At 57.5% G+C, this 23349-nt stretch carries 26 protein-coding genes; 10 read left to right on the forward strand and 16 right to left on the reverse strand.

The features are described from left to right. Positions 1-513 precede the first annotated feature (513 nt). The 5 genes from gspD to gspG are packed head-to-tail and all read right to left on the reverse strand — an operon-like array spanning position 514 to position 6034. Complete coding sequence (gene gspD / locus ACS4NR_RS09350) at positions 514-2895, reverse strand: type II secretion system secretin GspD (protein WP_456019818.1); 2382 nt, start codon at positions 2893-2895, stop codon at positions 514-516. After that, positions 2892-3440 (reverse strand): type II secretion system protein GspM, encoded by a 549-nt coding sequence (gene gspM / locus ACS4NR_RS09355; protein WP_456019820.1) that lies wholly within the window; start codon positions 3438-3440, stop codon positions 2892-2894. Before gspM ends, gspD begins: the two co-directional genes overlap by 4 nt. Continuing rightward, on the reverse strand, positions 3433-4617 hold the full coding sequence (gene gspL / locus ACS4NR_RS09360; protein WP_456019821.1) for a type II secretion system protein GspL: 1185 nt from the start codon (positions 4615-4617) through the stop codon (positions 3433-3435). Before gspL ends, gspM begins: the two co-directional genes overlap by 8 nt. Beyond that, on the reverse strand, positions 4614-5567 hold the full coding sequence (gspK, locus tag ACS4NR_RS09365; RefSeq protein ID WP_456019823.1) for a type II secretion system minor pseudopilin GspK: 954 nt from the start codon (positions 5565-5567) through the stop codon (positions 4614-4616). Before gspK ends, gspL begins: the two co-directional genes overlap by 4 nt. A gap of 8 nt (positions 5568-5575) precedes the next feature. Next, positions 5576-6034, reverse strand: a complete 459-nt coding sequence (gene gspG, locus ACS4NR_RS09370; RefSeq protein ID WP_456019824.1) for a type II secretion system major pseudopilin GspG — start codon at positions 6032-6034, stop codon at positions 5576-5578. A gap of 148 nt (positions 6035-6182) precedes the next feature. Here gspG and gspI point away from each other — a divergent pair, with 148 nt between their 5' ends. Then, positions 6183-6563 carry a type II secretion system minor pseudopilin GspI gene (gspI, locus tag ACS4NR_RS09375; RefSeq protein ID WP_456019825.1) on the forward strand — a complete coding sequence of 127 codons (381 nt, stop codon included), beginning with the start codon at positions 6183-6185 and terminating at the stop codon, positions 6561-6563. 37 nt (positions 6564-6600) lie between these two features. Here gspI and ACS4NR_RS09380 read toward each other — a convergent pair whose 3' ends face one another. The 5 genes from ACS4NR_RS09380 to ACS4NR_RS09400 form a co-directional block, all read right to left on the reverse strand. Further along, the gene (locus tag ACS4NR_RS09380; RefSeq protein ID WP_456019826.1) at positions 6601-6981 is read right to left on the reverse strand and encodes a hypothetical protein; all 381 of its coding nucleotides are present in this window, start codon (positions 6979-6981) and stop codon (positions 6601-6603) included. A gap of 126 nt (positions 6982-7107) precedes the next feature. After that, a complete protein-coding gene (locus tag ACS4NR_RS09385; protein WP_456019827.1) occupies positions 7108-7497 on the reverse strand; it encodes a hypothetical protein in 390 nt (129 codons plus the stop codon). A gap of 53 nt (positions 7498-7550) precedes the next feature. Next, positions 7551-7916, reverse strand: coding sequence for a hypothetical protein (locus tag ACS4NR_RS09390; protein WP_456019828.1), 366 nt, complete (start codon positions 7914-7916; stop codon positions 7551-7553). After that, positions 7913-9238 (reverse strand): hypothetical protein, encoded by a 1326-nt coding sequence (locus ACS4NR_RS09395; protein WP_456019829.1) that lies wholly within the window; start codon positions 9236-9238, stop codon positions 7913-7915. The genes ACS4NR_RS09390 and ACS4NR_RS09395 overlap by 4 nt, the downstream gene beginning before the upstream one ends. Positions 9239-9586: 348 nt before the next feature. Further along, positions 9587-9946 carry a DUF6124 family protein gene (locus ACS4NR_RS09400; protein WP_095136351.1) on the reverse strand — a complete coding sequence of 120 codons (360 nt, stop codon included), beginning with the start codon at positions 9944-9946 and terminating at the stop codon, positions 9587-9589. Positions 9947-10730: 784 nt separating this feature from the next. Between ACS4NR_RS09400 and ACS4NR_RS09405 the strand changes: the two genes are divergently transcribed. Both ACS4NR_RS09405 and ACS4NR_RS09410 read left to right on the forward strand, forming a co-directional pair. Then, positions 10731-12263 (forward strand): AAA family ATPase, encoded by a 1533-nt coding sequence (locus tag ACS4NR_RS09405; protein WP_456019830.1) that lies wholly within the window; start codon positions 10731-10733, stop codon positions 12261-12263. Continuing rightward, complete coding sequence (locus tag ACS4NR_RS09410; protein WP_456019831.1) at positions 12260-13117, forward strand: HNH endonuclease; 858 nt, start codon at positions 12260-12262, stop codon at positions 13115-13117. The genes ACS4NR_RS09405 and ACS4NR_RS09410 overlap by 4 nt, the downstream gene beginning before the upstream one ends. A gap of 248 nt (positions 13118-13365) precedes the next feature. On the opposite strand, the gene ACS4NR_RS09415 is transcribed toward ACS4NR_RS09410, so the two are convergent. After that, positions 13366-14070, reverse strand: a complete 705-nt coding sequence (locus ACS4NR_RS09415) for a DUF6602 domain-containing protein (protein WP_456019833.1) — start codon at positions 14068-14070, stop codon at positions 13366-13368. Between the two features lie 125 nt (positions 14071-14195). Beyond that, positions 14196-14627 (reverse strand): type II secretion system protein N, encoded by a 432-nt coding sequence (locus ACS4NR_RS09420; protein WP_456019834.1) that lies wholly within the window; start codon positions 14625-14627, stop codon positions 14196-14198. Between the two features lie 132 nt (positions 14628-14759). Between ACS4NR_RS09420 and gspH the strand changes: the two genes are divergently transcribed. Together gspH and ACS4NR_RS09430 are read left to right on the forward strand one after the other, a co-directional pair. Next, the gene (gene gspH / locus ACS4NR_RS09425) at positions 14760-15212 is read left to right on the forward strand and encodes a type II secretion system minor pseudopilin GspH (RefSeq protein WP_456019835.1); all 453 of its coding nucleotides are present in this window, start codon (positions 14760-14762) and stop codon (positions 15210-15212) included. Next, complete coding sequence (locus ACS4NR_RS09430; RefSeq protein ID WP_456019837.1) at positions 15209-15817, forward strand: prepilin-type N-terminal cleavage/methylation domain-containing protein; 609 nt, start codon at positions 15209-15211, stop codon at positions 15815-15817. Before gspH ends, ACS4NR_RS09430 begins: the two co-directional genes overlap by 4 nt. A 336-nt stretch (positions 15818-16153) precedes the next feature. Here the strand turns inward: ACS4NR_RS09430 and ACS4NR_RS09435 are convergent, their stop codons facing one another. The 3 genes from ACS4NR_RS09435 to ACS4NR_RS09445 are packed head-to-tail and all read right to left on the reverse strand — an operon-like array spanning position 16154 to position 18337. Beyond that, positions 16154-17092, reverse strand: coding sequence for a FecR family protein (locus ACS4NR_RS09435; RefSeq protein ID WP_456019838.1), 939 nt, complete (start codon positions 17090-17092; stop codon positions 16154-16156). Positions 17093-17123: 31 nt separating this feature from the next. Next, positions 17124-17675, reverse strand: a complete 552-nt coding sequence (locus tag ACS4NR_RS09440) for an RNA polymerase sigma factor (protein WP_456019839.1) — start codon at positions 17673-17675, stop codon at positions 17124-17126. Next, positions 17672-18337, reverse strand: a complete 666-nt coding sequence (locus tag ACS4NR_RS09445; protein WP_347814289.1) for a secretin and TonB N-terminal domain-containing protein — start codon at positions 18335-18337, stop codon at positions 17672-17674. The genes ACS4NR_RS09440 and ACS4NR_RS09445 overlap by 4 nt, the downstream gene beginning before the upstream one ends. 207 nt (positions 18338-18544) lie before the next feature. Here ACS4NR_RS09445 and ACS4NR_RS09450 point away from each other — a divergent pair, with 207 nt between their 5' ends. Further along, a complete protein-coding gene (locus tag ACS4NR_RS09450) occupies positions 18545-18859 on the forward strand; it encodes a hypothetical protein (RefSeq protein ID WP_086790949.1) in 315 nt (104 codons plus the stop codon). Between the two features lie 253 nt (positions 18860-19112). Here ACS4NR_RS09450 and ACS4NR_RS09455 read toward each other — a convergent pair whose 3' ends face one another. Further along, a complete protein-coding gene (locus ACS4NR_RS09455; protein ID WP_096797253.1) occupies positions 19113-19553 on the reverse strand; it encodes a carboxymuconolactone decarboxylase family protein in 441 nt (146 codons plus the stop codon). Between the two features lie 312 nt (positions 19554-19865). On the opposite strand from ACS4NR_RS09455, the gene pdxR reads away from it, so the two are divergent. The 4 genes from pdxR to ACS4NR_RS09475 all read left to right on the forward strand — a co-directional run bounded on the left by pdxR (position 19866) and on the right by ACS4NR_RS09475 (position 23270). Next, entirely contained in the window at positions 19866-21299 is a 1434-nt protein-coding gene (gene pdxR, locus ACS4NR_RS09460) for a MocR-like pyridoxine biosynthesis transcription factor PdxR (RefSeq protein WP_456019841.1), read from the forward strand. A 123-nt stretch (positions 21300-21422) separates the two neighbouring features. After that, positions 21423-21716 carry a putative quinol monooxygenase gene (locus ACS4NR_RS09465; RefSeq protein WP_095136364.1) on the forward strand — a complete coding sequence of 98 codons (294 nt, stop codon included), beginning with the start codon at positions 21423-21425 and terminating at the stop codon, positions 21714-21716. 197 nt (positions 21717-21913) lie between these two features. Then, positions 21914-22315, forward strand: coding sequence for a cupin domain-containing protein (locus tag ACS4NR_RS09470; RefSeq protein ID WP_134786585.1), 402 nt, complete (start codon positions 21914-21916; stop codon positions 22313-22315). 241 nt (positions 22316-22556) lie between these two features. Then, a complete protein-coding gene (locus ACS4NR_RS09475) occupies positions 22557-23270 on the forward strand; it encodes an ATPase (protein ID WP_456019843.1) in 714 nt (237 codons plus the stop codon). Positions 23271-23349 lie beyond the last annotated feature (79 nt).

Consider the following 23349-nt stretch of genomic DNA (forward strand, 5'->3'; position numbering starts at 1 on the left):
CTCCCTCGCCACAGGAATGTTTTTCAGCTTGCGGGCCGAGCTCATGGCCTTGGACCCAGCGCAGGGAAGCGAACTCATCTCAAAACCTCCCCAACTCCAGGGTCTGGACATGTTTTTGTGGCGAGGGAGCTTGCTCCCGCTCGGGGGCGAAGCCCACGTAAATCCGGCATGCAGGGTGTATCTGGAAGAATGGGGTAGCAGGTTTTGGGTCTGCTGCGCAGCCCAGCGGGAGCAAGCTCCCTCGCCACAGGAATGTTTTTCAGCTTGCGGGCCGAGTTCATGGCCTTGGACCCAGCGCAGGGAAGCGAACTCATCTCAAAACCTCCCCAATCTCTCTGCCTGGAGGTGTTCCTGTGGCGAGGGGATTTATCCCCGATGGGCTGCGCAGCAGCCCCGAAACCTGATATCCGAATCCATCTGACTGACCGCGTGCATAGGTTTTAGGGCTGCTTCGCTGCCCATCGGGGATAAATCCCCTCACTACAGGGTTACTTCTCAGGTTGAGGACTCTGTTCAAAAGCGTGTGCTCCCTTCAATCGGCACAGCTTTGATGGTCGCGCGGGGTCCCGAAGCCGGAACCGGACTCGGCACCCCCTGCGCCGCCGTCGGCAGCTGCGGCGCCTGCATGTCCGGCATCGCCCAGCTGCGTTCCGGTTGCAACCCGCCCTGGGCGCGGCGCATGAAGTCGTAGCGGTTGAGGGTGATGCTGCGCCCCGCTTCGCTGTCGCGGATGATGTACGGGCGCAGGAACACCATCAGGTTGGTCTTGCTGATTGCCCGGCGTTCGTTGCGAAACAGCGCGCCGATCCCCGGCAAGGTGCCCAGCCACGGCACCGCTTCGTTGCTCTGGCTGTAACCGTCCTGCAGCAAACCGCCGAGGACCATGATCTGGCCGTCGTCGAGCAGGATGCTGGTGTCGATCGCGCGCTTGTTGGTGACGATCCCCGCCGACGTCGCGCTGGCCGACGCGCGTTCGTCGATGCTGCTGACCTCCTGATAGATATCAAGCTTGACCGTGCCACCCTCGGAAATCTGCGGCCGCACATTCAGCTTCAAGCCCACCTCTTCACGGGTCACGGTCTGAAACGGATTGTTGCTGGTGCCCCCGCCGCCAGTGACATAGCTGCCGCTGACAAACGGAATGGTCTGGCCGACAAAAATACTCGCCGCTTCGTTATCCAGGGTCAGAAGGTTTGGCGTCGACAGCACGTTGGTGCCGCCCTTGCTCTTCAACGCTCTGGCCAACACTTTCAGGTCGAGGATCTTGCCGATGCCGGGAATGTCGACGGTGCCGTTGACGTAACCGAGGTTCAAACCCTGCGGCAGCACATCGAGACTGGTCTTGCCGTTGAGGTTGATCCCCGAACCGCCCAGATTCGCCCCGCCGATCACGCCTTTACCGCCGAGATTGCCGGTCTGCCACTGCACGCCGAATTCGCTGGCATCGTCCTCGCCGACCTCAACGATCAGGCTCTCGATCACCACTTGCGCACGGCGCTGGTCGAGCAGGTCGATGACCTCGCGCAGGTTGCGATACAACGGCTCCGGCGCAGAAATCAGCAAGGTGTTGGTGGTCGCATCAGCCTGAATCGTCACCCCGCCAGCACTGAACGCGACGTTCTGCTCACTGGCCTGATTGCCGCCGCTGCCGGTCGAACTGCTGCCCTGCGCGTAACTGCCGCCGGTACTGCCAGTGCTCGACGTGGTCGAAGTGTTGCCGCTGGTTTGCGTGCCGCTCTGCGCACTCGAACCGCCATTGCTGTTGCCGTTGCTGCCCATGGCACTGAGCACCGAGCGCGCACTGTCGCTGGTGCCGCTGTCACTCTCGCCAGTCAGCAGTCCGCGCAGCGCCTGCGCCAGTTTCGCCGCTTGCGCGTTACGCAAATAAACCACGTGCAGGTTGCTCGGATTGCTCTGCGCGTTGTCGAGTTTGTAGATCAGGTTGCGCGCCAGCTCGGTGCGCTCGGGGCTGCCGGCGCGGATGATGATGGTGTTGGAACGCGGGTCGCCGATCACCGCGATTTTCTGCGTCGGATCGTTGCCCGGCGCGTCGAGCAGATCCGCGACCATCGGCGCGATGTCGGCGGCGATGCCGTTTTGGATCTGCACCACGTCGGTGTCGATCGCGCTCGGGGTGTCGATGGTCTGGATCAACTGGGCGACGCGCGTGAGGTTCTCGGCGTAATCGGTGACGACGATGGTGTTGTTGCCGGGGTAGGCATTGATCGGATTGTTCGGCGACACGATCGGGCGCAACACCGGAATCAGGTTCACCGCGTTCTCGTATTGCAGGCGGAAGGTGCGGGTGAGCATGCCGTTGCCGGCGGGTTTGTCCGGGCTGTAGATCGGCCCGCCGAGCAGTTTCGCATCAGCCTCCGGCACCACCTGCGCGACGCCGCCGACATCGACCACGCTGAAACCCTGCATGCGCAACGCCGCCAGCAGCATGTCGTAGGCTTGGCGCGCCGGCACCTGACCTTCCGAGACCAGCGTCAGGCTGCCCTTGACCCGAGGGTCGACCAGAAACTGCTGGCCAGTGGAACGCGACAACGCGCGCACCACCGCTTGAATATCGGCATCGACAAAATTCAGCGTCACCGGCTGATCACCCAGCGGATTGCTCGGCAGTGTGCTACCGCGCGGGGCGCCGCCACTGCGCGCGCGTTCGGTGATGTTGTGCATCTGCCGTGGTTGCGGTGCGGTTTGTGCCTGGGCACGTTGCCGGTCGAGCAGCGCATCACCGCTGCGCTGGGTGTTGGCCAATGGGCGGCCGAGTTCGCTGTCCACCAGCAAAGGCGGCTGATTTGGCGGTGTGGTGGTGTTGCTGCACGCGCTCAACGCCATCAGCAGCATCGGCAACGCCATGCGCGCCGGTTTGGATCCTGACCCCTTCATGAAGCTTCCTTAGCGCCCAGCGCCTGATCCATGCGAACGGTGCCTGACAATGTGCCGGCAGTGACTTCGGTCGAATCGTTGTCGGCGCGTTGCAGACGGGCCTCGACCACTTGCAGAGAAAGTTGTGCCGGGTTGCTCAGCAGCCAGTCGAGCACCGCATCGGCTGGCGCCGCGTCGAACGTCAGCTGCCAGGCGCCGGCCTCCCCGGCCTGCAATTGATAGTGTCCGGCCAAACCGCTGGCTTGCAGCGTCTGCTCAAGCGACTGCGCGAGACTTTGCCCTTGCGGACGTACGCTGACCTCGCGCAACAGCACTTCAAGCGCTTCGGTCTGCGCGCGCAGCTTTGGCGTTTCGGCTTGCCAATAAGTGATTTTTTTCAGCGGCGGCTGGATCAGCGCGACCCACACCAACAGCGCCAGCAGCACCGCCGCCATGCCGCCGACCATACGTTTTTCGCGCAGGGCCAGCGCTTGCCAGCGCACTTGAAGCTGCGTGCTGAAACGCTGCCAACGGGCGCGGTACACCGCGAGCGATGCCTTATTCATCTTCTGCTCCGCTGTCGTCGGCGCTTTCATCGGGAGTGGTGACTTCGTCGCTCGGGCGCAGCAGCCAGCCTTCATCGTCAGCCGTCGCACTGATCCCGACCTGGGCCAATGCGGCTTGCCAATCCTTGTCCTTGTCATTGGCGCTGCGCCGGGCATCCGCCAGCAGACTCAACTGCAAGATGCCATCGACAAACGTCAGGCGCTCGACCGTGCCGGCCATGAACGGCATGCCACTGCCGGCCTGCAACACCAGTCGATTGAACGGCTGCGCCGGGTCCTCCGCCGCGCCCTTCTGCCGCGCCGCCAATTGCTGACGGGCCTGCTGCAGCGGATTGAGGATCACCGGTAACTCGGGAAAGGCCTGCTTCACCCGCTGCGCCATCTGCGCCTTGAGCTGCTGACCCTGACTGGCTTCGCGAGCCGCATACAGGTTCAAGCCGATGACCCACACCGCCACCGCCAATGCGCACAGCCCCAACGCCCGGCCCCAACCGCGATGCTCGCTGCGCTGCTGTTGCACCGCGCCCTGCAAGCCCCAACCGGGCAAAGGCCCGGTCCAGCGCTGCGCCTCGGCCATCGGCAATTCGGCTTCCGCCGGCGGTGCAGAACCGATCCAGTGCAGCGGCGTGCCACAGCTCAGCAGCCAATCGCCAATCTCGTCGTCGAACAGCGGCTGCACCCGCGCCACCTGCACGCTTTCGCGCAGCAACAAATGGCCGTCCTGCCGACAGGCCACCGTGCCCGGCAGCACCGGCAAGCTGTACGCCGCCGGGTACAAGCCGCGCAGATTCAGCCCGGCCTGCTTCAGCAGTTGCCCAAGTTGCTGCAAGCGTTGACGCGGCGCCCAGGCAATCTGCACCTGCCCCGCTTCATCCCGCGAACTGTGAGCGATATGCATGTCGTTGCAGTCGCCGAGCATCAAGGCCTGCGCCGCGCATTGCACCGCCGCTGCGGTCTTGTTCGCCGGCAATGGCGGCAGATCGATGCTCGCCAGCAGGCTGTCCGCCGGGTGCAGAAAAGCGCTCAGTGGTGGCTGTTTCGCTGACTGCCCCAGTTGGCTAAAGGTCAGGCGCTGCTCACGGATAACCTGCCCCTGCCGGTCCAGCCACGCACAGTCCATTTCACTGTCGAGACTCAACCCCGCCAGTGGCGGCAAACTCACGCGCAACTGACTCATACGCCCACCCGCGACCAAATCACTTGCGGCAGACGATCCTCGCTGCGGTGCAGCAACGCATCGAGACTGACTCGGCGCTGATCACGCCGCGCCTCGCCACGCAGACGAAACCAGTCACTGGTGATGCCGACCTTGACGCTGGTCAGCTCCAGGTTTGGCATGCGCAAGCGGTTGACGAAATCGCCACGGTTGATGAACCAGCGCCCGGCGTCACGCTCATTGATCAGTGCCTGCGCGCGCTCCAGCGACAACCCCGGCACATACGCGGCCAGCACCGGCGCGGTGGCGGTATTGCCATTGAGCCAAGTGGTCGCCGGAATCACCGTCAGGTACGGCGCCAGTTTGCCGATGACCGCATCATTCACGCCCTCGACGCTGCGCAGATCCTCGACACTGCGCAGCATCGGCAACTTCGGATTCTGTGGCTTGCGCGAAGCATTCGGCGACGTGGCGCGGCCACTGTCAAAGGCGTTTTTGCTCGCGGTGTTGTCGGCAATCTGCGGGTTCAACAGATACGGATAAGAGCCGATCACCCGTTGACTGATGCGCTGACTCAACCCGGCGCTGATACCGATCAACGCGCACAGCCGCTGAAACGCCTGCACCTGCGCCTCATCGACACGCTCGTTGGCCACCAGATTGCGCAGGTTGAACTTGCCCTGCTCATCCTCCAGCCGCCCCTCGAAACCTTGCGCATTCAAACGCTGCGCCCACGGCTGATCGAGCCGGGTCAACGGATCACGCTGCCGCGCATCCCAGAGCAATTGCCGACTGATCTCCAGACCACCGTGCAACACCCAGCGCCCCTGCACCCGCTGCTGATCCGCCTCCAACGCACGGGTCGAAACGCTCTGCCGGGTCAACATCCCCGACGCAATCACCGCGACCACCGCCGCAATCAACAGCGCACTGATGATCGCCATCCCCTGCTGGTTCGATTGGCTGTTCATCACCGGCCTTACAGCTGCCAGGAACCGATATCGGCATTCACGCCGTCGCCGTCAGGCTGACCGTCGGCACCGAGGGAAAAGATATCGATCTCGCCGTTGGCGCCGGGGTTGAGGTACTGATAAGGACGACCCCACGGGTCATTCGGCAAACGCTCCAGGTACGAGCGCCAGTTGCTATTCTTCGCATCCGCCGGCCGCTCCACCAGCACTTTCAGACCCTGAGTCATGCTCGGATAAGTGCCGTGATCGAGGCGATACAACTTCAGCGCCTGCATCAAACCACCAATATCCTGCTTCGCCGCCGTGGCCCGCGCCTGATCCGGCCGATCCAGCACCTTGGGCACCACCATCGCCGCCAGAATCCCGAGAATCACCACCACCACCATGATCTCGATCAGGGTAAAACCCTGCTGCCCTCGGGGCATCCGGCTCGGTCGTCTGGGCTGTTTGAACTGCGCGATATCCATCTCGACATTCCCTTGGCTTGATTCGATTCGACGCGCAGTGTTGCAAGAAGATATGTCAGGGATGTTGAAAATCCTCGGGAGTTTTCGTCGTCAAGCCGTCAAGGACGCGGGTTAGGGTCGAGGGCTGTATTCTGGTTTTGGGCCTTATATGCCTACGCGCTCCCGAGAAAGCGGATTCACCCTGATTGAAGTGCTGGTGGCACTGGCGATCATTGCTGTGGCGATGTCGGCGGCTGTGCGCGTGGCGGGGCTAATGACCCAAAGTAGCGGAGTTCTGCGGGATCGCTCAATCGCAATGATCGCGGCGCAAACTCGCATAGCGGAGCTGCAACTGGAAGGCCGATTGCCGACCGGTGTGAAAGCCGTTGATTGTGATCAGGGACGATTGTCGTTGCGGTGCGAGCAAGTAATCGCAGCGGCAGAGAATGGCCGATTACTCAAGGTCGGCATCCAGGTCTTCGACCGCAACCAAGACGCCCCGCCCCTGGCCCGCCTGGAAACGTTGCTCAGCCGGCCCGAAAGTCCCTAGCCCTTAGGAGTCGTCGGACCGTCAAAGACACCTGCTCCTACAAAAAACCTCTGTATTTCCCATAAAGCCAAATCACCCACGATGCACCGCACACGACATAGCTGACATGAAATGGACTCGTCGCCCAGAACCTGAGTCCTCTGGGCAGACGTTGAACGGCGTAGATCAGCAAGGGTTCCTGCCGCTGGATACTCCTGGATGTAATCAACCGGCTGACAGCGGTCATCCGCTGAGTTCTCGAGTAAAAACTTTCCCCTGATGAACCACAGTCCATGGATAGATACAGCCACTCATCAAAGTGTTTTTCCAGAACATCGAGTTTTGTATAAACGGCGTAGAAAATCATTGCGCAGTTGATCAATCCCAGCAGGATCAGCGCCCCACATGCCCAGGCAAATACTATTTCGGTGATTTCCATTATTCCGAATACTCGTGAGTTTCTTGTCCTGAAAACTCACCATCATCAAACACCCTTTTTTTCTGTCTCCACGACACCCGGACGGCTCGCGATAGCACTTGGTAGACGACCGGTTTCTCATGGTGCTTACTCGAACAGTCCTAAATATTCCGCCCAACCATACAAAGCCAGAATTCCCAGCAGGGAAAATGCATTTAATCGATATGGAATTTCGACCCACCGCCGCAAATTCAGCGGAAGGCTCCGGACATCTTCGAGGGCGCTCGGATTATCCAGTAACAGACGCGAAGGACGTTTACCGAGCAAAGCAATGATCAGGTTGAGCCTGTACCTCCGCGCCCAAAAACCCGAGCGTCCTTTCTGCTGGCAGTTGTGGAGCAGAAAGCAATTTTCAAGGTGCAATTCAATTTCGGAAAGCTTGAAATACCCGACATAGATCATCACCAGAACGTTGGAGATGATGAGCACCAGTAACGCAATGCCAGCGGCGGCGAAGAGAAGTTTGATTTCAGTCATTTGAGATTGCTTCGTAGACGATTTCACCTAGGGCTGACTTTCTGTCTGCCCCTTTATAAATAACCTCTGTATTTCCCATAAAGCCAAACCACCCACGTTCCACCGCACACGACATAGCTGACATGAAATGGGCTCGTCGCCCAGAACCTGAGTTCTCTGGGCAGGCGTTGAACGGCGTCGATCAACAAGGGCTCCTGCCGTTGGATACTCTTGGATGTAATCAACCGGTTGACAGCGGTCATCCGCTGAGTTCTCGAGTAAAAACTTCCCCCTGATGAACCACAGTCCATCGATAGGTACAGCCATTCATCAAAGTATTTTTCCAGAGCATCGAGTTTTGTATAAACCGCGTAGAAAATCATTGCGCCGTTGATCACGCCTAATAGGATCAGCGCTCCCCAAGCCCAGGCATATATCATTCGGAATACTCGTAGATTATTTGTCCTAAATACTCACCACCTTCAGTCATCTGAGTTCCTGTCTCCACGGACGCTGCCGCACCGACCACTAGCACACACACCAGTTTCCCCATTCCTTTCAATTTCGCGCATACCGCCAGACCTGCTTTCGCTCCGAGATATCCACCAGCGAGAGCTCCAGCCGTACCGCCGACCATCTTCCCTCCTTCTACAAACCTCACTTGCCTGCATTCCGCCTCGCGGTCGGACGCGCATACCTCGTGGATCTTTGGGCTGGATGCGCCCAGTTGCAGACCTATGCCGAGATAACCACCTCCCTTCATGAACTTCGCTGCTCTGGCAACACCCGCAATGTGGGTTGCATACCCGGGCAATTGTGCCGGTGCACCTGCTTTGCCCCATCGGTGAACAATTCGGCGGCTGGACAATCCCAGTGCACGTTTGAGTTTTGGATGATCTGGCAAACCGGTGCCTTTGCGTACCAGCGGCCCAAGGCTGGCATCCAGTTTCGTCATCAGACGTTTGCGTTTGGCAAAGAACCCTGGGGAGTGCAGATGACGATGTTGGGTGTATTGCTGCTGATGCAGTTGCTCCAACTCTTTGAGGGTATTTTTCAATCCTTCCAGATGCTGGCCGATCATGAATGACGCAACGCCCAGTGAGCCTGCCGATACCTCCAGAAACGGCTCAATGACCTCATGATGCTCAACCAGGAACGAAGCTTCTTCATCCGAAAGGTCTTTCAACGCCTCGTTCACCTTCTCTGCAGCGACCATCATCTGTGCTTCTTCGCGCCGGCACATGTAGTTGCGAGAGTCACTGAACAAGACCATTTGCCCAGGTTTGACCCAGTCACCGAGATGTCGATTGAGTGAGCGGAATTCGCGAAGCAGTGAGTCACCGGGCCTGATTTCGTACAACTCCCGTTCAAGCGCTTCGAGCGTCATGGGTTTCTGAACGATGTGGAAGCCCGATTCGGCGGGTTGCGGCAAGGTGTAGGCGTGCTCCTCCACCAGATGTCGTGCGGGAGGTGGCTCGGGTTTGGGCTTGAAGGCGTTCCAGGAGGCACCGCCGCTATCTGCAACCTTGCGCGGCTTCACCACCGCCCACTCACCGTTACGCACAGCATCGATGAGTTTTCGCTCATTCGCGCCTTGCATGTAGTTCGAACGATGCAGGCCCATGGCGTTCAGCAAATCGTCAAATCCGGGCAAGTCGTCCGGGCGATTCATTGCTTGTCGGAATTCTTCCATGGATTGGTAAGAATCAAGGATCTGGTCGTGCTGACCATGCAGCTCGCTTTGCGGAATGAGTCTGGCCACGTCCGTGTCCCGTTCTGAAAACGGGGGACTTTGGCGAACGGACTCAGTTTTGAATGCAGGATGGATCGCTGTTCGTTGTAGGGGAAATCCGTATTTCTGGCTTGCGGATTCCGGGCTCGAATCATCAGTGTTTTATAGCGGCCGTGCGTGGCGGATCGGCGAACTGCGCGACAGAGGGGAGCGATTTATTTTCCGAGAATAAATCCGTCCCCTCTGTCCCCAGCTCCCAACGGTTTCAGCGACTTACACAAAATCTGTGATCAACATAAATCCCTGTGGGAGCGAGCTTGCTCGCGAAGGCGCCAGAATGAACACCCGATCAATAACCAAGTGTCCCCGACACCTACATCACCCCGGCAACTGCAAATTATCCAAAGCCCGATTCACCGCCAACTCCCCAAGCATGATCAACTGCGCAATCCCCGCCAGCGCATGACGCTGCGACACCGGCAACAAGCTGGCGATGTTCTGCGCGAGGGTTTTGGCCGAAGCAAGCGTTTCACTGGCATCGACCAGCAGTTCTTCGGTTTTGTTGTCCGCCGTCACGGCGTACATCCCGCGAGTTTTACGTGGGGGCGGCGTGGACCCGGGCGGACAGAGGTAATGGTCGAGCGCGCGGTCGGCGGCTTCGTGGAGTTTCTTGGAATCGATGGATTCGTAGGGGGAAACCGAGGCGGTTTCGGGCGGGTTAGGTGTTGGTTTGATCATGAGTGAATCTCCAAATCATAGAAAAGGAGCCATCATCTTTCGCTACCAAACGAAGGGGTGGTGGCCATACGAAGGTTGGTAGACCGGTGACTTGGAAAACCGGCGCGCCCGAAGACGCCCTGCGCATGGCCACCATAAATACACAGCCCCAGAAGGGCCTGTGTCGGGTGACGCTATGCGCCAAGTCTAAGCCGGGCTACCAAACCCGATCACTGATTCGTCAGCGACCGAACCACAATAGAACCCGCCCCTAAGGCGCACAAGCCGGCGGATTCTGGCGTAGCTGTAGGCAAAGGCGCAAGGATGTGTAGCCTGGGAGAGTGTCTGGAGATGTCTATCTAAACAGTCGCGTTTATCGGGGACTTCACTCCGTCACGTTTCACTGAATAGATCGTCCCGTAATCTCGTCAACAAACTACCAATCCTCTGTTCTCAGGGTCTGCGTGGTAGCTCAAGGCAATGCCGTCGTACTTTGGTTTTGTGGCATGCAGCATTTCCTGTACCTGATACGAGGTACAAGTCCAACCATGACTGCATTGGGCGTGGGACAACGCGTCTCCCTTTTACTACCAAAACGCGTTCTTACTGGCGGCCAATGATTTCTATGGTGGTTGCTCAGCGCGGCCTTTTCTGCACTCCCCCTAAGGCTTTCATTCACACAATCGGTATCAGCCAAAAGAGATATCAGATAGGGCTATCAACGATATCGTTTTCCCTTACAGGTTGAGATCTTATTCTAAATAATTCAGAATCAGTTATCCCTGCTAGAAAACAAGGTAGAAAAATGGACTTTTTTATAATAGGTCGCAATGACAGTATCCCGCCATCTACGTCAAACGCAGCATTTTTACGGTATGACAACTGGAATGACTACTCTTACGTCACAATGTTTTACGTGACTCTATGTGATCAAGATTGTAACCAGCATAATTTAGGCAATGTTAAGATTGGATTCAAAGGCCAGACCACTTCAGCATCTACTTACTCAAAATTAATTTCCCCATTTAATTATTTAACAGACGATTTTTTCTCTCTTGGCACAGAGCTTGAATATTACGAAAAGCTGGCAAAGATTGAAAACAAAGAAGCACGGGACACGTATCTTAAATCATTACGCGACATTGTCTGGAGCGAGAAGCATTTAGAAACAGCTTTAGGAGAGGATGTTTTTAGCACATCCTTATTGAGAGGAGTTAGTTTGGCAGCGGTCAAGGAACAGTTCAAAAGAGTTCTAGATGGGGGAGTCATTAGAACTGACTTTTCCTTTTCGTACTTAAGGCTGGCAAATGAAAGGCAAGCAGGAATAGAGCTTACATTTAACGTTAAGTCAGAATCAAAGCCAAGCACCAACATCCATGCTCTTATAGGTCGGAACGGCGTCGGAAAAACAACAATATTAAACGGTATGATTCAAGCGGTAGCTGAAAGCCTGGGAACTGAAGAGGGTTTTTTTAAAGAAGGGCTTTTTGGAAAAGTCCTTATAGGGCCTGATTATTTTAGCAGTTTAGTATCTGTTTCATTTAGTGCGTTTGATCCGTTCACACCACCTCCTGAACAACCCGACCCAGCCAAAGGCACATGTTATTATTATGTAGGACTAAAGAAGATTTCGTCTAACAGCTCTGAATTAAAAACTTTAGGAGAAATTCATCAAGAGTATTTAAGAAGCCTGGCTCTTTGCATGAGTCAGCCGGGAAAAAAGTCGCGCTGGCTAAGTGCAATTTCAAATTTAGAGTCCGACGAAAATTTCGCCGACATGGAACTTTCTCGCCTAATGGACTTGACAGGGCAAGAGTTTAACATCAAGGCACTAGAACTAATCGCTAGAATGAGTTCCGGACACGCAATAGTTCTTTTGACCATTACTAAGCTAGTAGCAACTGTAGAGGAGAAAACTCTAGTTGTGATAGATGAGCCTGAAAGCCATCTTCACCCGCCTCTGCTGTCCGCTTTTTTAAGGGCCCTGAGCGAACTTCTACTCGATAGAAATGGCGTAGCCATTATTGCTACACACTCGCCTGTTGTTTTGCAGGAAATCCCCACCTCTTGCTCTTGGAAGATAAATAGATCGAGATTAGTAATTGGAACTGAACGACCTGAAATCCAAACATTTGGAGAAAATGTAGGCATTTTGACTCGTGAAGTATTTGGCTTAGAAGTAAGAAAGTCAGGTTTTCATAAAATGCTTAAAATTTCAGTTGATGCCGGTGGAACTTTTGAACAGGTAATGCACGAGTACGATGACCAACTGGGGTTTGAAGCTCAAGCAATTGTTAGGGCGCTAATTGCTAGTCGTGATTTAGAGGGCAAAAAATGAGACGTCTAAACTTGCCTGAATTCACATCTTTGCAATCATACAATCTATGCCTGGCATCTGTTCTTGACTTAAACTTAAAGGAGCGCCTAATTCGCGCCTCTGATTTTATCGAGAGTGCATCAAGCATTTACATCAATCGAGCCAGAGTCGGCAATATTTACTCCATTCCTCCGCTGACTCATCAAAGAGACGAAGATCCGATCGTAATAGCGGATATAAGGAAAAGTGAACTTCTTAAATTATATCGGTACCACATGGTTGATAGACAGCCTGGCAGAGGTCTGTACGATGTGATTTTAGTAGCAGCTAATGAAAAGTGCCCGTTCTGCGGCGGTATAGGTAGACCCAAGAGCCTAGATCACTTTCTACCTAAAGCCAACTACCCTCAGTACGCCGTGCTCCCACAAAATTTGGTACCTTGTTGCAGGGACTGTAATACAGAGAAAAGCAACGCTCTCGCCGATGTAGAAGATGAACAATCTATTCATCCGTATTTTGATGATGATAAGTTTTTTTTAGAGCAATGGGTATTTGCAAAAGTGGAACTTACACAACCATGCAGCTTAGTATATTTTTCTGCACCGCCAAACGAATGGCGCGACATCGACAAAAATAGAGCACTGAATCATTTCAGAGATTTCAACATTGGATCTCGATATAGCGTACAGGCTGCGGATGAATTAAGTGCTCTTATTGACTTGCGCCGCGGATATTTATCCAGCATATCGCCCGAGGAATTTTCAGCATACCTGGGATCAGTTTCCAACTCGACGATATATTTTTCGAACCACTGGAAAAGAGTTATGTATCAAGCATTGGCACAAGATAAAAATTTTTACGACGCAACCTGGTAATTTTTATCAGCCTCGAATCCTCAGCCCCCTGATATTAGTATAAGTCAGGGGCTAGTAATAAATAGCGAAGCCCAATTTAGCCGAATCAAATTTCCACTTCAGAAAAAAAAATGAGAAAACCAGACAAAATGTTAGTTAATTTAATTATTCGACAACAAGTCACTCACTTGACCTTGGAAGAAATAGAGGGAGATTTATTTAGCTCTTAAAAGAAGGGATCCACCTCCTTTTAACTTGTTTTATGCCAGCTATATGAAATATGATTCCCACTTCACGCCACGCATAACTAAACGCCCACTTAATTTCGATAACATTGTAAGCAAGCGTGCAAGACCAATGGAGGGATCATTGAACATTAGAAAAGAGCTTGAACCATTCAGACCAATCAATATGCCGTCATTTTTCACAAGAATCCCTTTTGTAAGATCAAAGTAAACATCTGGCTGGCGCGCCTCCGGGAGTGCCATTAGGGTTTGTTCGATGCTTTCTAAAGCCGACCCTCCATATGTGATAACAGCGTTCAATATTCTATTATAAGGCCAATCTAGATCACCAAACTGCACACCCTCAAGCGTACTTGGAATAAGCGCTTTTACGCTCTCGACATTCAGAGAAATAGCTTCAAGAATAGAGGGCGTTATTTCTGTCTTAATCTCAAAAGTTGCTACAGTTCCTTCTTGAAATATGAGGTCATGACCGCTAGCAAATGGAAGCCTAGGCATGGACTTCAACATTAGAACAATATCTTGCTGCTTAGAGCGCCGCCCCTCCGAGTCAATGATCACTCCGCTTACGATGCTGGTCATTTCTGGAAGATGCGCAAGAAGAAAATCTTGAATAAGCCGTTCTCGCGCTGAGCCTGCCGTGACAGAGTGCCCTAGCACCTTAGTCATTTCGTATTGAGCGTTTAAGGCTCTGACAGCACCATGACAATACTGAACTAACGGCTTCATTGATTTGCTCCCTGCAATGAAAGAATGCGCGAAATTCTCCACTAATTGGCGGGTAGCTGCAAACAATCGGAATCCGGTGTAACTCAATGGCAACGCTGCGTCGAACCGGTCGTTCATCCAACAAATCAGGGTCTCCTGAGACTCGGCATCTCCACCCCCTCCCCCAACCTCTCCACCCCCAACCGCACTCTCTCCCCCCCCTGCTCAATCACCACCCCATCCCCCTCCACCGCCACCAACTTAACCCCAGGCCCCACCCTCTCCCCCTGCAAAAAACTCCTCGGCGGTCCATCGTTCAAACTCAAAATCGCCACCGCCCCGCGCCCCCCCGCCATCACCCCACTCACCTTGATGTCCACCGGCGCCGTCTGGTTGGAAAACCACTGCAACGCCGGGCTGTCACTGCGCGCCGCGAGCATTTGCGGTGGCGCCGGAGGGGTGTGGGACTCGGCGGAGGTCAGGAGTAGCGACGACCAGGTCGCGACGCCGACCAGGGCGGCGAGCAGTGCGAGGGCCTGGACGGTTTGCGGGGGGGATATGCGGGTGGTGAGCATCATGGGCTGAATCTCCTTTTAGTCCCTGCTGACAGGCTACGCGGCAATTCTCACGGTTTTATTTCACACGGCTTACATGTTGGCCGTGCAGGATGTTTTTTTGGACCGGGCAGGACGCAACGGAGCGCGCAACCGATGAATGTGGGCAAGCAACAGGGCTTTACGCTGATCGAGCTGATGGTGGTGCTGGTGATCATCGGGATCGCGAGTGCGGCGATCAGTCTGAGTATCAAGCCGGATCCGCTGCAGTTGCTGCGCAAGGACGCCGAGCGTGTGGCGCAGTTGCTGCAGGTGGCCCAGGCGGAGGCGCGCGCCGATGGTCGGCCGATTGTTTGGGTGAGTGATGGCAAGGGCTTTCGCTTCAGTCGGCGCAGTGACAGTGGTCGGGGGTTCGAGCATTTCAAGGATGATCCGCAGTTGCGGCCGCGCACTTGGCAGAGTCCGAAGCTGGAGGTGCGGGTGGAGCCGAAGCTGAAGGTGGTGCTCAATGCCGAGTGGATCAATCCGCCGCTGCAATTGACCTTGTCTGATGGGCTCAATCGGCTGAGTGTGCTGCGTGATGCCAGTGGAAGGATCAGTGTGCAATGAACGATCAACGGGGCTTTACCCTGATCGAGGTGATGGTCGCGATTCTGCTGATGGCGGTGGTCAGTTTGATTGCCTGGCGCGGGCTGGACAGTGTGACGCGGGCGGACAGTCATTTGCAGGCGAGCAGTGAGCAGAGTGACAGTTTGTTGCGGGCGTTGAATCAGTTGCAGCGCGATGTGGAGATGCGTGCGGGGATTGAATTGGCTGAGCCGAAGAAGGTTGGCGTGGATGATGAGCCGCCGAGTGCACCGCCTGCGCTGACGGTGCGGAGCAGTGATAGCAAGGGGTTTCGGCTGGACATTATTCGCAGTGCGGCGGATCAACCTGGGGCTTTGCAGCGGGTGCGTTGGTGGGTCAAGGGGGATACGTTGTATCGGGCGATGGCTGAGGCGCGCAGTCGTTATCCGTTGCCGGCGCCGGGGGTTGGGGTGGCGGTGTTGGATGGGGTGAGTGATGTGCAGGTGCGGGTTTGGGAGGTGGACAAGGGGTGGCGGCAGTTGAGTGGGAATCGGCGGGAGGATCCGTTGGGGTTGGAGGTAAGGTTGACGCGGGAGACAGCGCAGGGGGTGGAGTGGTATCGGCAGGTGATTGGGCCGCTGCAATAATCTGAATCACTGCAAAAACCTGTGGGAGTGGGCTTGCTCGCGAATGCGGTGGGTCAGTTGATGATGATTTGGCTGAGTGGACGCCTTCGCGAGCAAGCCCGCTCCCACAGTTGGATTGGGTTTGGTCAGTTGGGAATGGTTGGCTTGTAAGCTGTCATCGCTGGTAGGTCAGCTCCCACAAGCCGGTAGATATTGGTCGGCTGTCGGGCCGTCATCGCGAGCAGGCTCACTCCTACAATTGGATCGTATGCGGTCTGGCAGAGATTGGTTGGCTGGTAGGCCGCCTTCGCGAGCAAGCTCGCTCCCACAGGGGGTGGTGGGGTTGGTGGGGTTGGGTTAGCTGAGGACGACTACTCCGCCGGGGAGTTCGGTGCATTTGACGCCGTAGGCGTCGCGGATCAGCAGGGCGACGCCGGCGAGTTGGTCGAGGTTGAAGCGGGCCTGAACGCGGCGTTGGCCGAGTTCGCGGTTGAGCAGCAGCAACATGCCGGGGCGGTAGCGGTTGATCTCGTCGATCATCTGGCTGAGGGTTGCGCCGTTGAATACCAGTACCTGTTGGCGCCAGTTCATCACTGCTGCGGTGTCGACGCTTTGCACTGCGCCCACTTGCTGCGCGTCGTAGGTCAATTGCTCCCCCGGCTGCAAACGCAGGCTGCGACCATCGACATTGATGTCCACCGAACCATCGAGGCACGTCACGCACACTTGCTGATCGGTATTGCGCAAATTGAACCGCGCCTGACTGGCCCGCAACCACCCTCCTCCAGCCTGCATCGCCAATGGCAGCCGCGCGGTCTGCACTTCGACTTCGCCGCTGACCAGTTCGAACCCCTGCACACCATCATCGGCAGAGCGCTGGTTGATGCGGGTCTGGGTGTTGAGTTCCAGGCGCACGCCGTCGGCCGGTTCGAAACGCTTCTGCTGGCCGACCTCGGTAATGTAATCGGCGCCGAGCCCTTCGAAGCCACCGGGGATCGTCCCGCGCACCAGCAGGAACGCCGCCGATGCCGCGATGGCGCCACCGAGAAACGCCCGGCGACCGAAGCGCCGTGGCGACTGCAGCATTTCAGCGGCAGGCTGCAGGTTGTGCCACAAGACCTTGGCCTGCTCGAAAGCCTGGGCATGTTCGGCGCTCTGCGCGCACCACTGGCGCAACGCCCGGGCGTCGGCCACGGTGGCGCGGCCGGAGGTCAGCAGGACCAACCAGTCGTGGGCTTCGCTGTGCAGATTGTCGGCCGCCGATGGCTCGGCAGGTGTCAGTCGAAAGATGTTCAAACGCGCAGATTCTCAACGAATTGATCGGGCACTATTCAGAAGACGGTTTTCCGGCCCCGCGACCGAACCGCTGAAACACTTTTCTTTCCAGTTTCGCGGCGCAGAAGCCCAATGCAGCTTTGATTTCCTTCTCGACCATGCGTGTGGAAATGCCGAAGCGCTGGGAGATTTCCAGGTGTGGCGCCTCCTCCAGCCGCGCCGCGATGAAGATTCTGCGACGCCGCGCTGGCAGCTCGTAAAGGGCGCTGAGCAGCGACTGAATTTCCTTTTGCCCACCGACCACTCGCGCCGGATCCAGCGCCTCGTCGCCGATCTTCAGCAGCTCTTCGACTTCCTCGCCGGTGAGCAGGCGCGCATCGGCCTGACGGCGGTCGGCGGCGATGTTCAGGGCCATGCGATAGAGGTAGGCGTTGGGCCGCAGCAGGTTCGGCGGCGTTTCCATGCGGTCGACCCGCAGGTAGGTTTCGTGCAGCACGTCGTTGGCCAAGTCTTCCGAGCCGAGACGGCGCCGCAAGCGCACCCGAAAGTCCTCGTAGGACGTCAGGAACAGCTGGACCATCGAACCTTGTCCGGTGTCTTTCATCCCCCGGAAACTCCTTCCCATTTGGTGCATTCCATGCGTTTCCCTGACGACTCCGGTAACAACAGCAACGTGACCGGCTGGCGCAACGCGCTGGGCGTCGGCCGGTCGATCCTGAGATTGCGAAAGCTCTCCACCAGCGCGGTATCGCGCCGTACATCACCGGTGGTGGTGACCAACCGGTTGTGCTGCACCACGCCGTCGCGCCCGACCCAGACCTGCAACACCGCGCGATAACTGCCGGGACGGGTCAGCGGCGAGCGGCACAGGTTGCGCTCGATCGCCGCTTGCACGGCGGTGGCGTAGCTGCGACTGACAGCGGCACTGGCCGGGGTGGTTTTATCCAGCGCCGATGGCACGTCCTCGACCTGCGCCACTTGCAGGGTGAACGCATCGTCGCGGGCATAACGCGCCATCAGGCCACTGCCGCCGAGCAAACGGCGCAGCGCATCGGCAGCGGTGTATTCGCCATCGACCGCCAACGAGCGCCGGCCACGACTCAACTGACTGTCGACCAGCACCGCCACCCCGGTGGCATGGCTGTACTGATCCAGCGCCCGGGCCAGGTCCTGCGCCGGAATGTGCAGCGTCATGCGCATATCGGCCGGCACCGGTTCGGCTGTCGCAGCTCCGCTGAACCAGCCAAGCAGCAGCCCCAGACTCACCCGGCGCACAAGAGTCGCTGAACGCTGAAGACCGTCCCTGGAACTGCCTCGCTGCACGGCTGACGTACCCCTGAAAACCGTCATCCTGATGGCTGTTTATGAATCTGGTGTGACGGGCGGTGCAAAAAAACCATCACGGGATTCGCGCGAGGCTTGCACTAGACTGCATTCAGAGAACGGCCGCTTCGGGCCGGCCAGGAGGCTTGCATGAAATCACTGTGGAAAATCGCCCTCGGCGGGCTGCTGCTGAGCGCCTTCGCCAGTGCCCACGCCGAACAGCCGCTGGGCTGCGTGGAGGTGACGGTGGGTGGCTACAAGGCGCCGAATTACGATTGTCTGAGTCAGCAGATGGGTAACAACCCCGAGGGCGCTGCGGCTGCGCAGAAGAATCAGGAAGCGCTGAACGTGCCGGTGAACAAGCGGCCACCGAATCAGGTCGGGCTGGCGACGCCGGCGGCGACCAGTACGCGGATGGGGAATACCTTCGGGACGTCAGTCAAACCACAGCGCCCACCGAATTAGGAAAACATCAAAGTCAAAAGATCGCAGCCTTCGGCAGCTCCTACATGGGATCGAATGTAGGAGCTGCCGAAGGCTGCGATCTTTCCACCAAACTGAAGACCAAACTTTGTGGCGAGGGAGCTTGCTCCCGCTGGGGTGCGTAGCGCCCCCAAATCTGCCGAACCGGTTTTGACTGACAGACCGCATGCAAAGGTTTTGCGGCTGCTGCGCAGCCGAGCGGGAGCAAGCTCCCTCGCCACAGGTTATGTGCATGTCAATCGCTCGGGGTCTGGCGAAAGCTTACGGCCAGACGATTCCAGCTGTTGATGGTGGTGACGGCCATGGTCAGATCCACCAGTTCCGCCTCACTGAATTGCGCTTTGGCCAACTGGTAAACATCATCCGGCACATGACTTTCCGCCAACAGCGTCACCGCCTCGGCCCAACCCAGCGCTGCGCGTTCACGGGGGTTAAAGAAGCCGCTGTCGCGCCACACCGCAATCGCATACAAGCGCCGATCACTCTCCCCGGCCCGCCGCGCGTCCACCGAATGCATGTCGGTGCAGAACGCGCAGCCGTTGAGCTGCGAGGCGCGGATCCTGATCAGTTGCAACAGCGGCGCCTCGATGCTCAGGTCGCTGGTCAGCGCCTCCATGGCGATCATCGCTTTCATCGCCTTGGGCGATGCGTTGTAGTAGTCCAGACGCGGGGACATGGCAGGTCTCGGGAAGCGGAATGATGAGTTCACGGTAAGCGCGGAGCTGCCAGCGTTACAGCCCCAATTCCACGTAATATCGCTACACCACTGCCCCCCGGCCAAACACACAACCTTGTAGGAGTGAGCCTGCTCGCGATAGCGGTCATTCAGTCACCGCCATGTTGGATGTGCCGACGTCATCGCGAGCAGGCTCACTCCTACAAGGGAGACGGTGACCAATTTCGGGTTTTTGTGCTGCGCAACTACTGCCAATCACCCAACAGCGTTAATCTGGCCGACACTTCAATCGCCCCCCGGAGCCGCGTCGGTATGGAACTTCACGTCGTGATCAATGGCCGCAAGGACCTCGCCGGCCAGTTGTACAACCAGCTGCGCGGCGCCATCGAGTCCGGGCGCCTGGCCGCTGGTACGCAGTTGCCGCCCAGCCGTCTGCTGGCCGAGCAACTGGGGATCTCGCGCAAGACCATTTCCGACACCTACGCGCAGCTGACGTACGAAAACTTCCTCACCGGAGTGATCGGCAAAGGCACCTACGTCAACGCCCGCCCGGCGCAGATTCAGCGCAAGCAAAGCCACACCGAACTGGCCAGCGCCGAGGTGATCGCGCGCTGGCGCAACCTGCCGGTGTTCTTGCGCCACCCGTCGCTGGAAGGTTCGTTGCGCTACGACTTCATCGGCGGCGCCACCAGCAAGGGCCAGTTCCCGCATGACGACTGGCGCCGTTGCGTGTCACACGCGATGCGCCAGATGGCGGGCTCCAAAGGCTTCTACAGCGTGCCCGAAGGCCTGCCGGCGCTGCGCAATGCGATTGCCCGGCACATCGCTTTTTCGCGCGGGATCAACTGTCAGGACGAAGACATCGTGGTGTGCAACGGCGCGCAGCAGGCGCTGGACCTGATCACCCGCGTGCTGATCTGCCCCGGCAGTCGGGTGGCGATGGAGGATCCGGGCTACCCGCCGGCACGCCTGCTGTTCGGCACCCACGGTGCGGAAGTGGTCGGCGTACCGGTGGATGCCGAAGGGATTGTGGTCGAGCAGATTCCCGAGGGCACGCGGCTGATTTACGTCACGCCGTCGCACCAGTTCCCGTTGGGTATGCCGATGAGCCAGGCGCGCCGCGAGGCCTTGCTGGCCCGGGCTCATGAGCTGGGCGCGATCATCATCGAGGACGACTATGACAGCGAGTTCCGCTACGAAGGGCGGCCGACGGACTCTCTGTTCAGCCTCGACCAGCGCGGCATCGTGGCCTACGTCGGCACCTTCTCCAAGACCTTGCTGCCGGAGTTGCGCCTGGGTTACGCGATCCTGCCGCCGGCGATTCTCGAAGCGGTGGTCCGCGCCAAACAACTCACCGACCTGCACGCCTCGACCCTGCCGCAATGGGCGCTGGCCAAGTTCATCGCCGAAGGTTGCCTGCTCAAGCACATCCGCCGTTGCCATACGATTTACGCCCAGCGCCGCGAGCGGATTCTGGCGCGCATGGCGACGGATCTGGCGCCGTGGCTGGAGGCGATACCGCCCAGTGCCGGGTTCCACATGGCGGTGCTATGCAAGGTGCCGATCGACCTGCCGCTGGTGATCGAACTGGCGAAAAAAGTCGAGGTCGGGCTGTATTCCATCGACATTTTCCATTATCAACAGCCGGTGAAGAGCGGCCTGTACTTCGGCTTCGGCGCCATTGAAACCCTCGATATCGACACCGCTCTGGATCGCCTGCGCGACATTCTGCAACAAGTGGCGTGAATGATTGGTCTGGGCGATTAACCGCCGATTGGTTATTGGTGATCAGCAGGTGCAGGCCTATTCTGCATGGGCGTTATCCCTCAATGAGCAGGATTCGTCCGGCCTGATTCAGGAGTGTGAGCAATGTCCAACGAAGTGATCAACACCGTCGAGGTGCGCGCTGCCGCCGGCCGTTCGGAAGAGCTCGGCCGGCAGTTGCAGAAGATCGTCGACACCTTGCGCCAGACACCGGGCTGCGACGCCTACATGGTCGACCGCTGCCCCGAGGACAGCCAGCGCTGGACGGTGAGTGCGCGCTGGCAGTCGGAAGCGGCGATGCAGGCGCACTTCAACCGGCCCGAGGCGCAGGGGTTTATCGACCTGATCGACAGCCGTCTGGCCAACAGTGTGGATTTTAATAGTTTCCCCATCGTCTGACCGGACGCCTTCGCGAGCAAGCCCGCTCCCACATTGGAATGCGTTCAACTGTGGGAGCGGGCTTGCTCGCGAAGGCGTATTCAGCCGCACCGCCGAACGATCGATTGGTCACCCAATCTTCCCGAATATTGGCCGTTTGAATACCCCACCCCGCAGACTACTGTGGTCACCACCCCCTCCTCCCAAGGTGATCCACCATGAAAGCCCTGCACCTCTTCACCGCCATTCTCGCCCTGTCTGTATCTGCTGCCGCCCTGGCCCACGACCCGTCCGAGAAAGTCACCGTCTTGCAAGACCAGATGTTGAAAAACGCCCCCGGCAAGAAAGCCATGATGATCGAAGTCGACTACAAACCAGGCCAATCTTCGATCGCCCACAAACACGACGGCACCGCCATGGCCTATGTGCTCGAAGGCGAAGTGATTTCCCAGGTCAAGGGCGAACAGGCAATCACCTACAAGAAAGGCCAGTTCTGGTATGAACCGGCCGGCTCCGAACACCTGGTGTCGAAAAACGCCAGCAACAGCAAACCGGCGAAGTTACTGGTGTTCATGGTATTGGCCCCGGACGAACAAGTGCTGATCCCCTTGAAAAACTGATGGTTGTTGGCACAGCCATAAATAAACAGGCGCAAAACGGTGTTTTGCGCCTGTTTATTTCCCGAGGCAATTAACTGATTTGCCTTAAAGCCAATAAAACTAATGCATCGCCACAACTCGAAAAATTGTCAGCTTATTTACAGGTTGGCGGGTTTAGTCTGAATCAACTGTCGTGCGCCCGTCACCTACAGCCGCGACAACTCTGACTTTCCGACTGAAGTTGCTTCACGGGAGACTCACCATGAAACTTGCGTTGGCCAGTACCTTATTGATTTCGGTTATCGCCCTCTCCGCCTGTTCAGTGCCCACCGCGCCGCGAGCGGTCTCCTCCCTCGACACGCTGCTTCCCCACCCGACCGACCGCAGCAGCGCCGCCCAGGTGCAAAGTGGTCCCGGCGTGTCTCTGGGCGTGGTTTACAGCCCGAGCACCCAGACCAACCGCGAATATCTGCGTGACTATCAGGCCAACGCCGGCACCGGTTTCGGCCAGAGCCTGCTGGTGCGGCCGATCCACGACGCCTACGTCAACACCTCGAAACCGGACATGGCCGTGGACTGGGTCAAGGCCTCGCTGCAACGGCAGTTCGGCTCGGTCACGGTGTACCCGGACATGCAGAGCCTGCGCGCGGCGCACCCCGATGTGGTGGCGATCGTCGACGCCCACAGCCAGTTGATCACTTCGCGCAGCTCCGACATCAAGGCCGATGTCAGTGCGGACTTTTATGATGCGAAGTTGAATTACATCGGCACGGCGAAAGGTTCGGAGGCCAAAGAACTGACGCCGGTGTGGGCGGACTTCAAAGGTTCGGACGAGATCGTCGCTGATATTAATCAGCAGCAGGATGTGCAAGTTCGGGCGCTGCAGAAATTTGATCAGTCGCTGAGTAATTTATTGACCAGGGCGACAGATAAAGTGTCGATGCTGGATAACAAACAAGCACATAAGTTGTATTGATAGTCAGGCCCTCATCGCGAGCAGGCTCACTCCTACAGGGGGAAAACGCATTTCAACTGTAGGAGTGAGCCTGCTCGCG

Source organism: Pseudomonas sp. JQ36 (assembly GCF_053851495.1).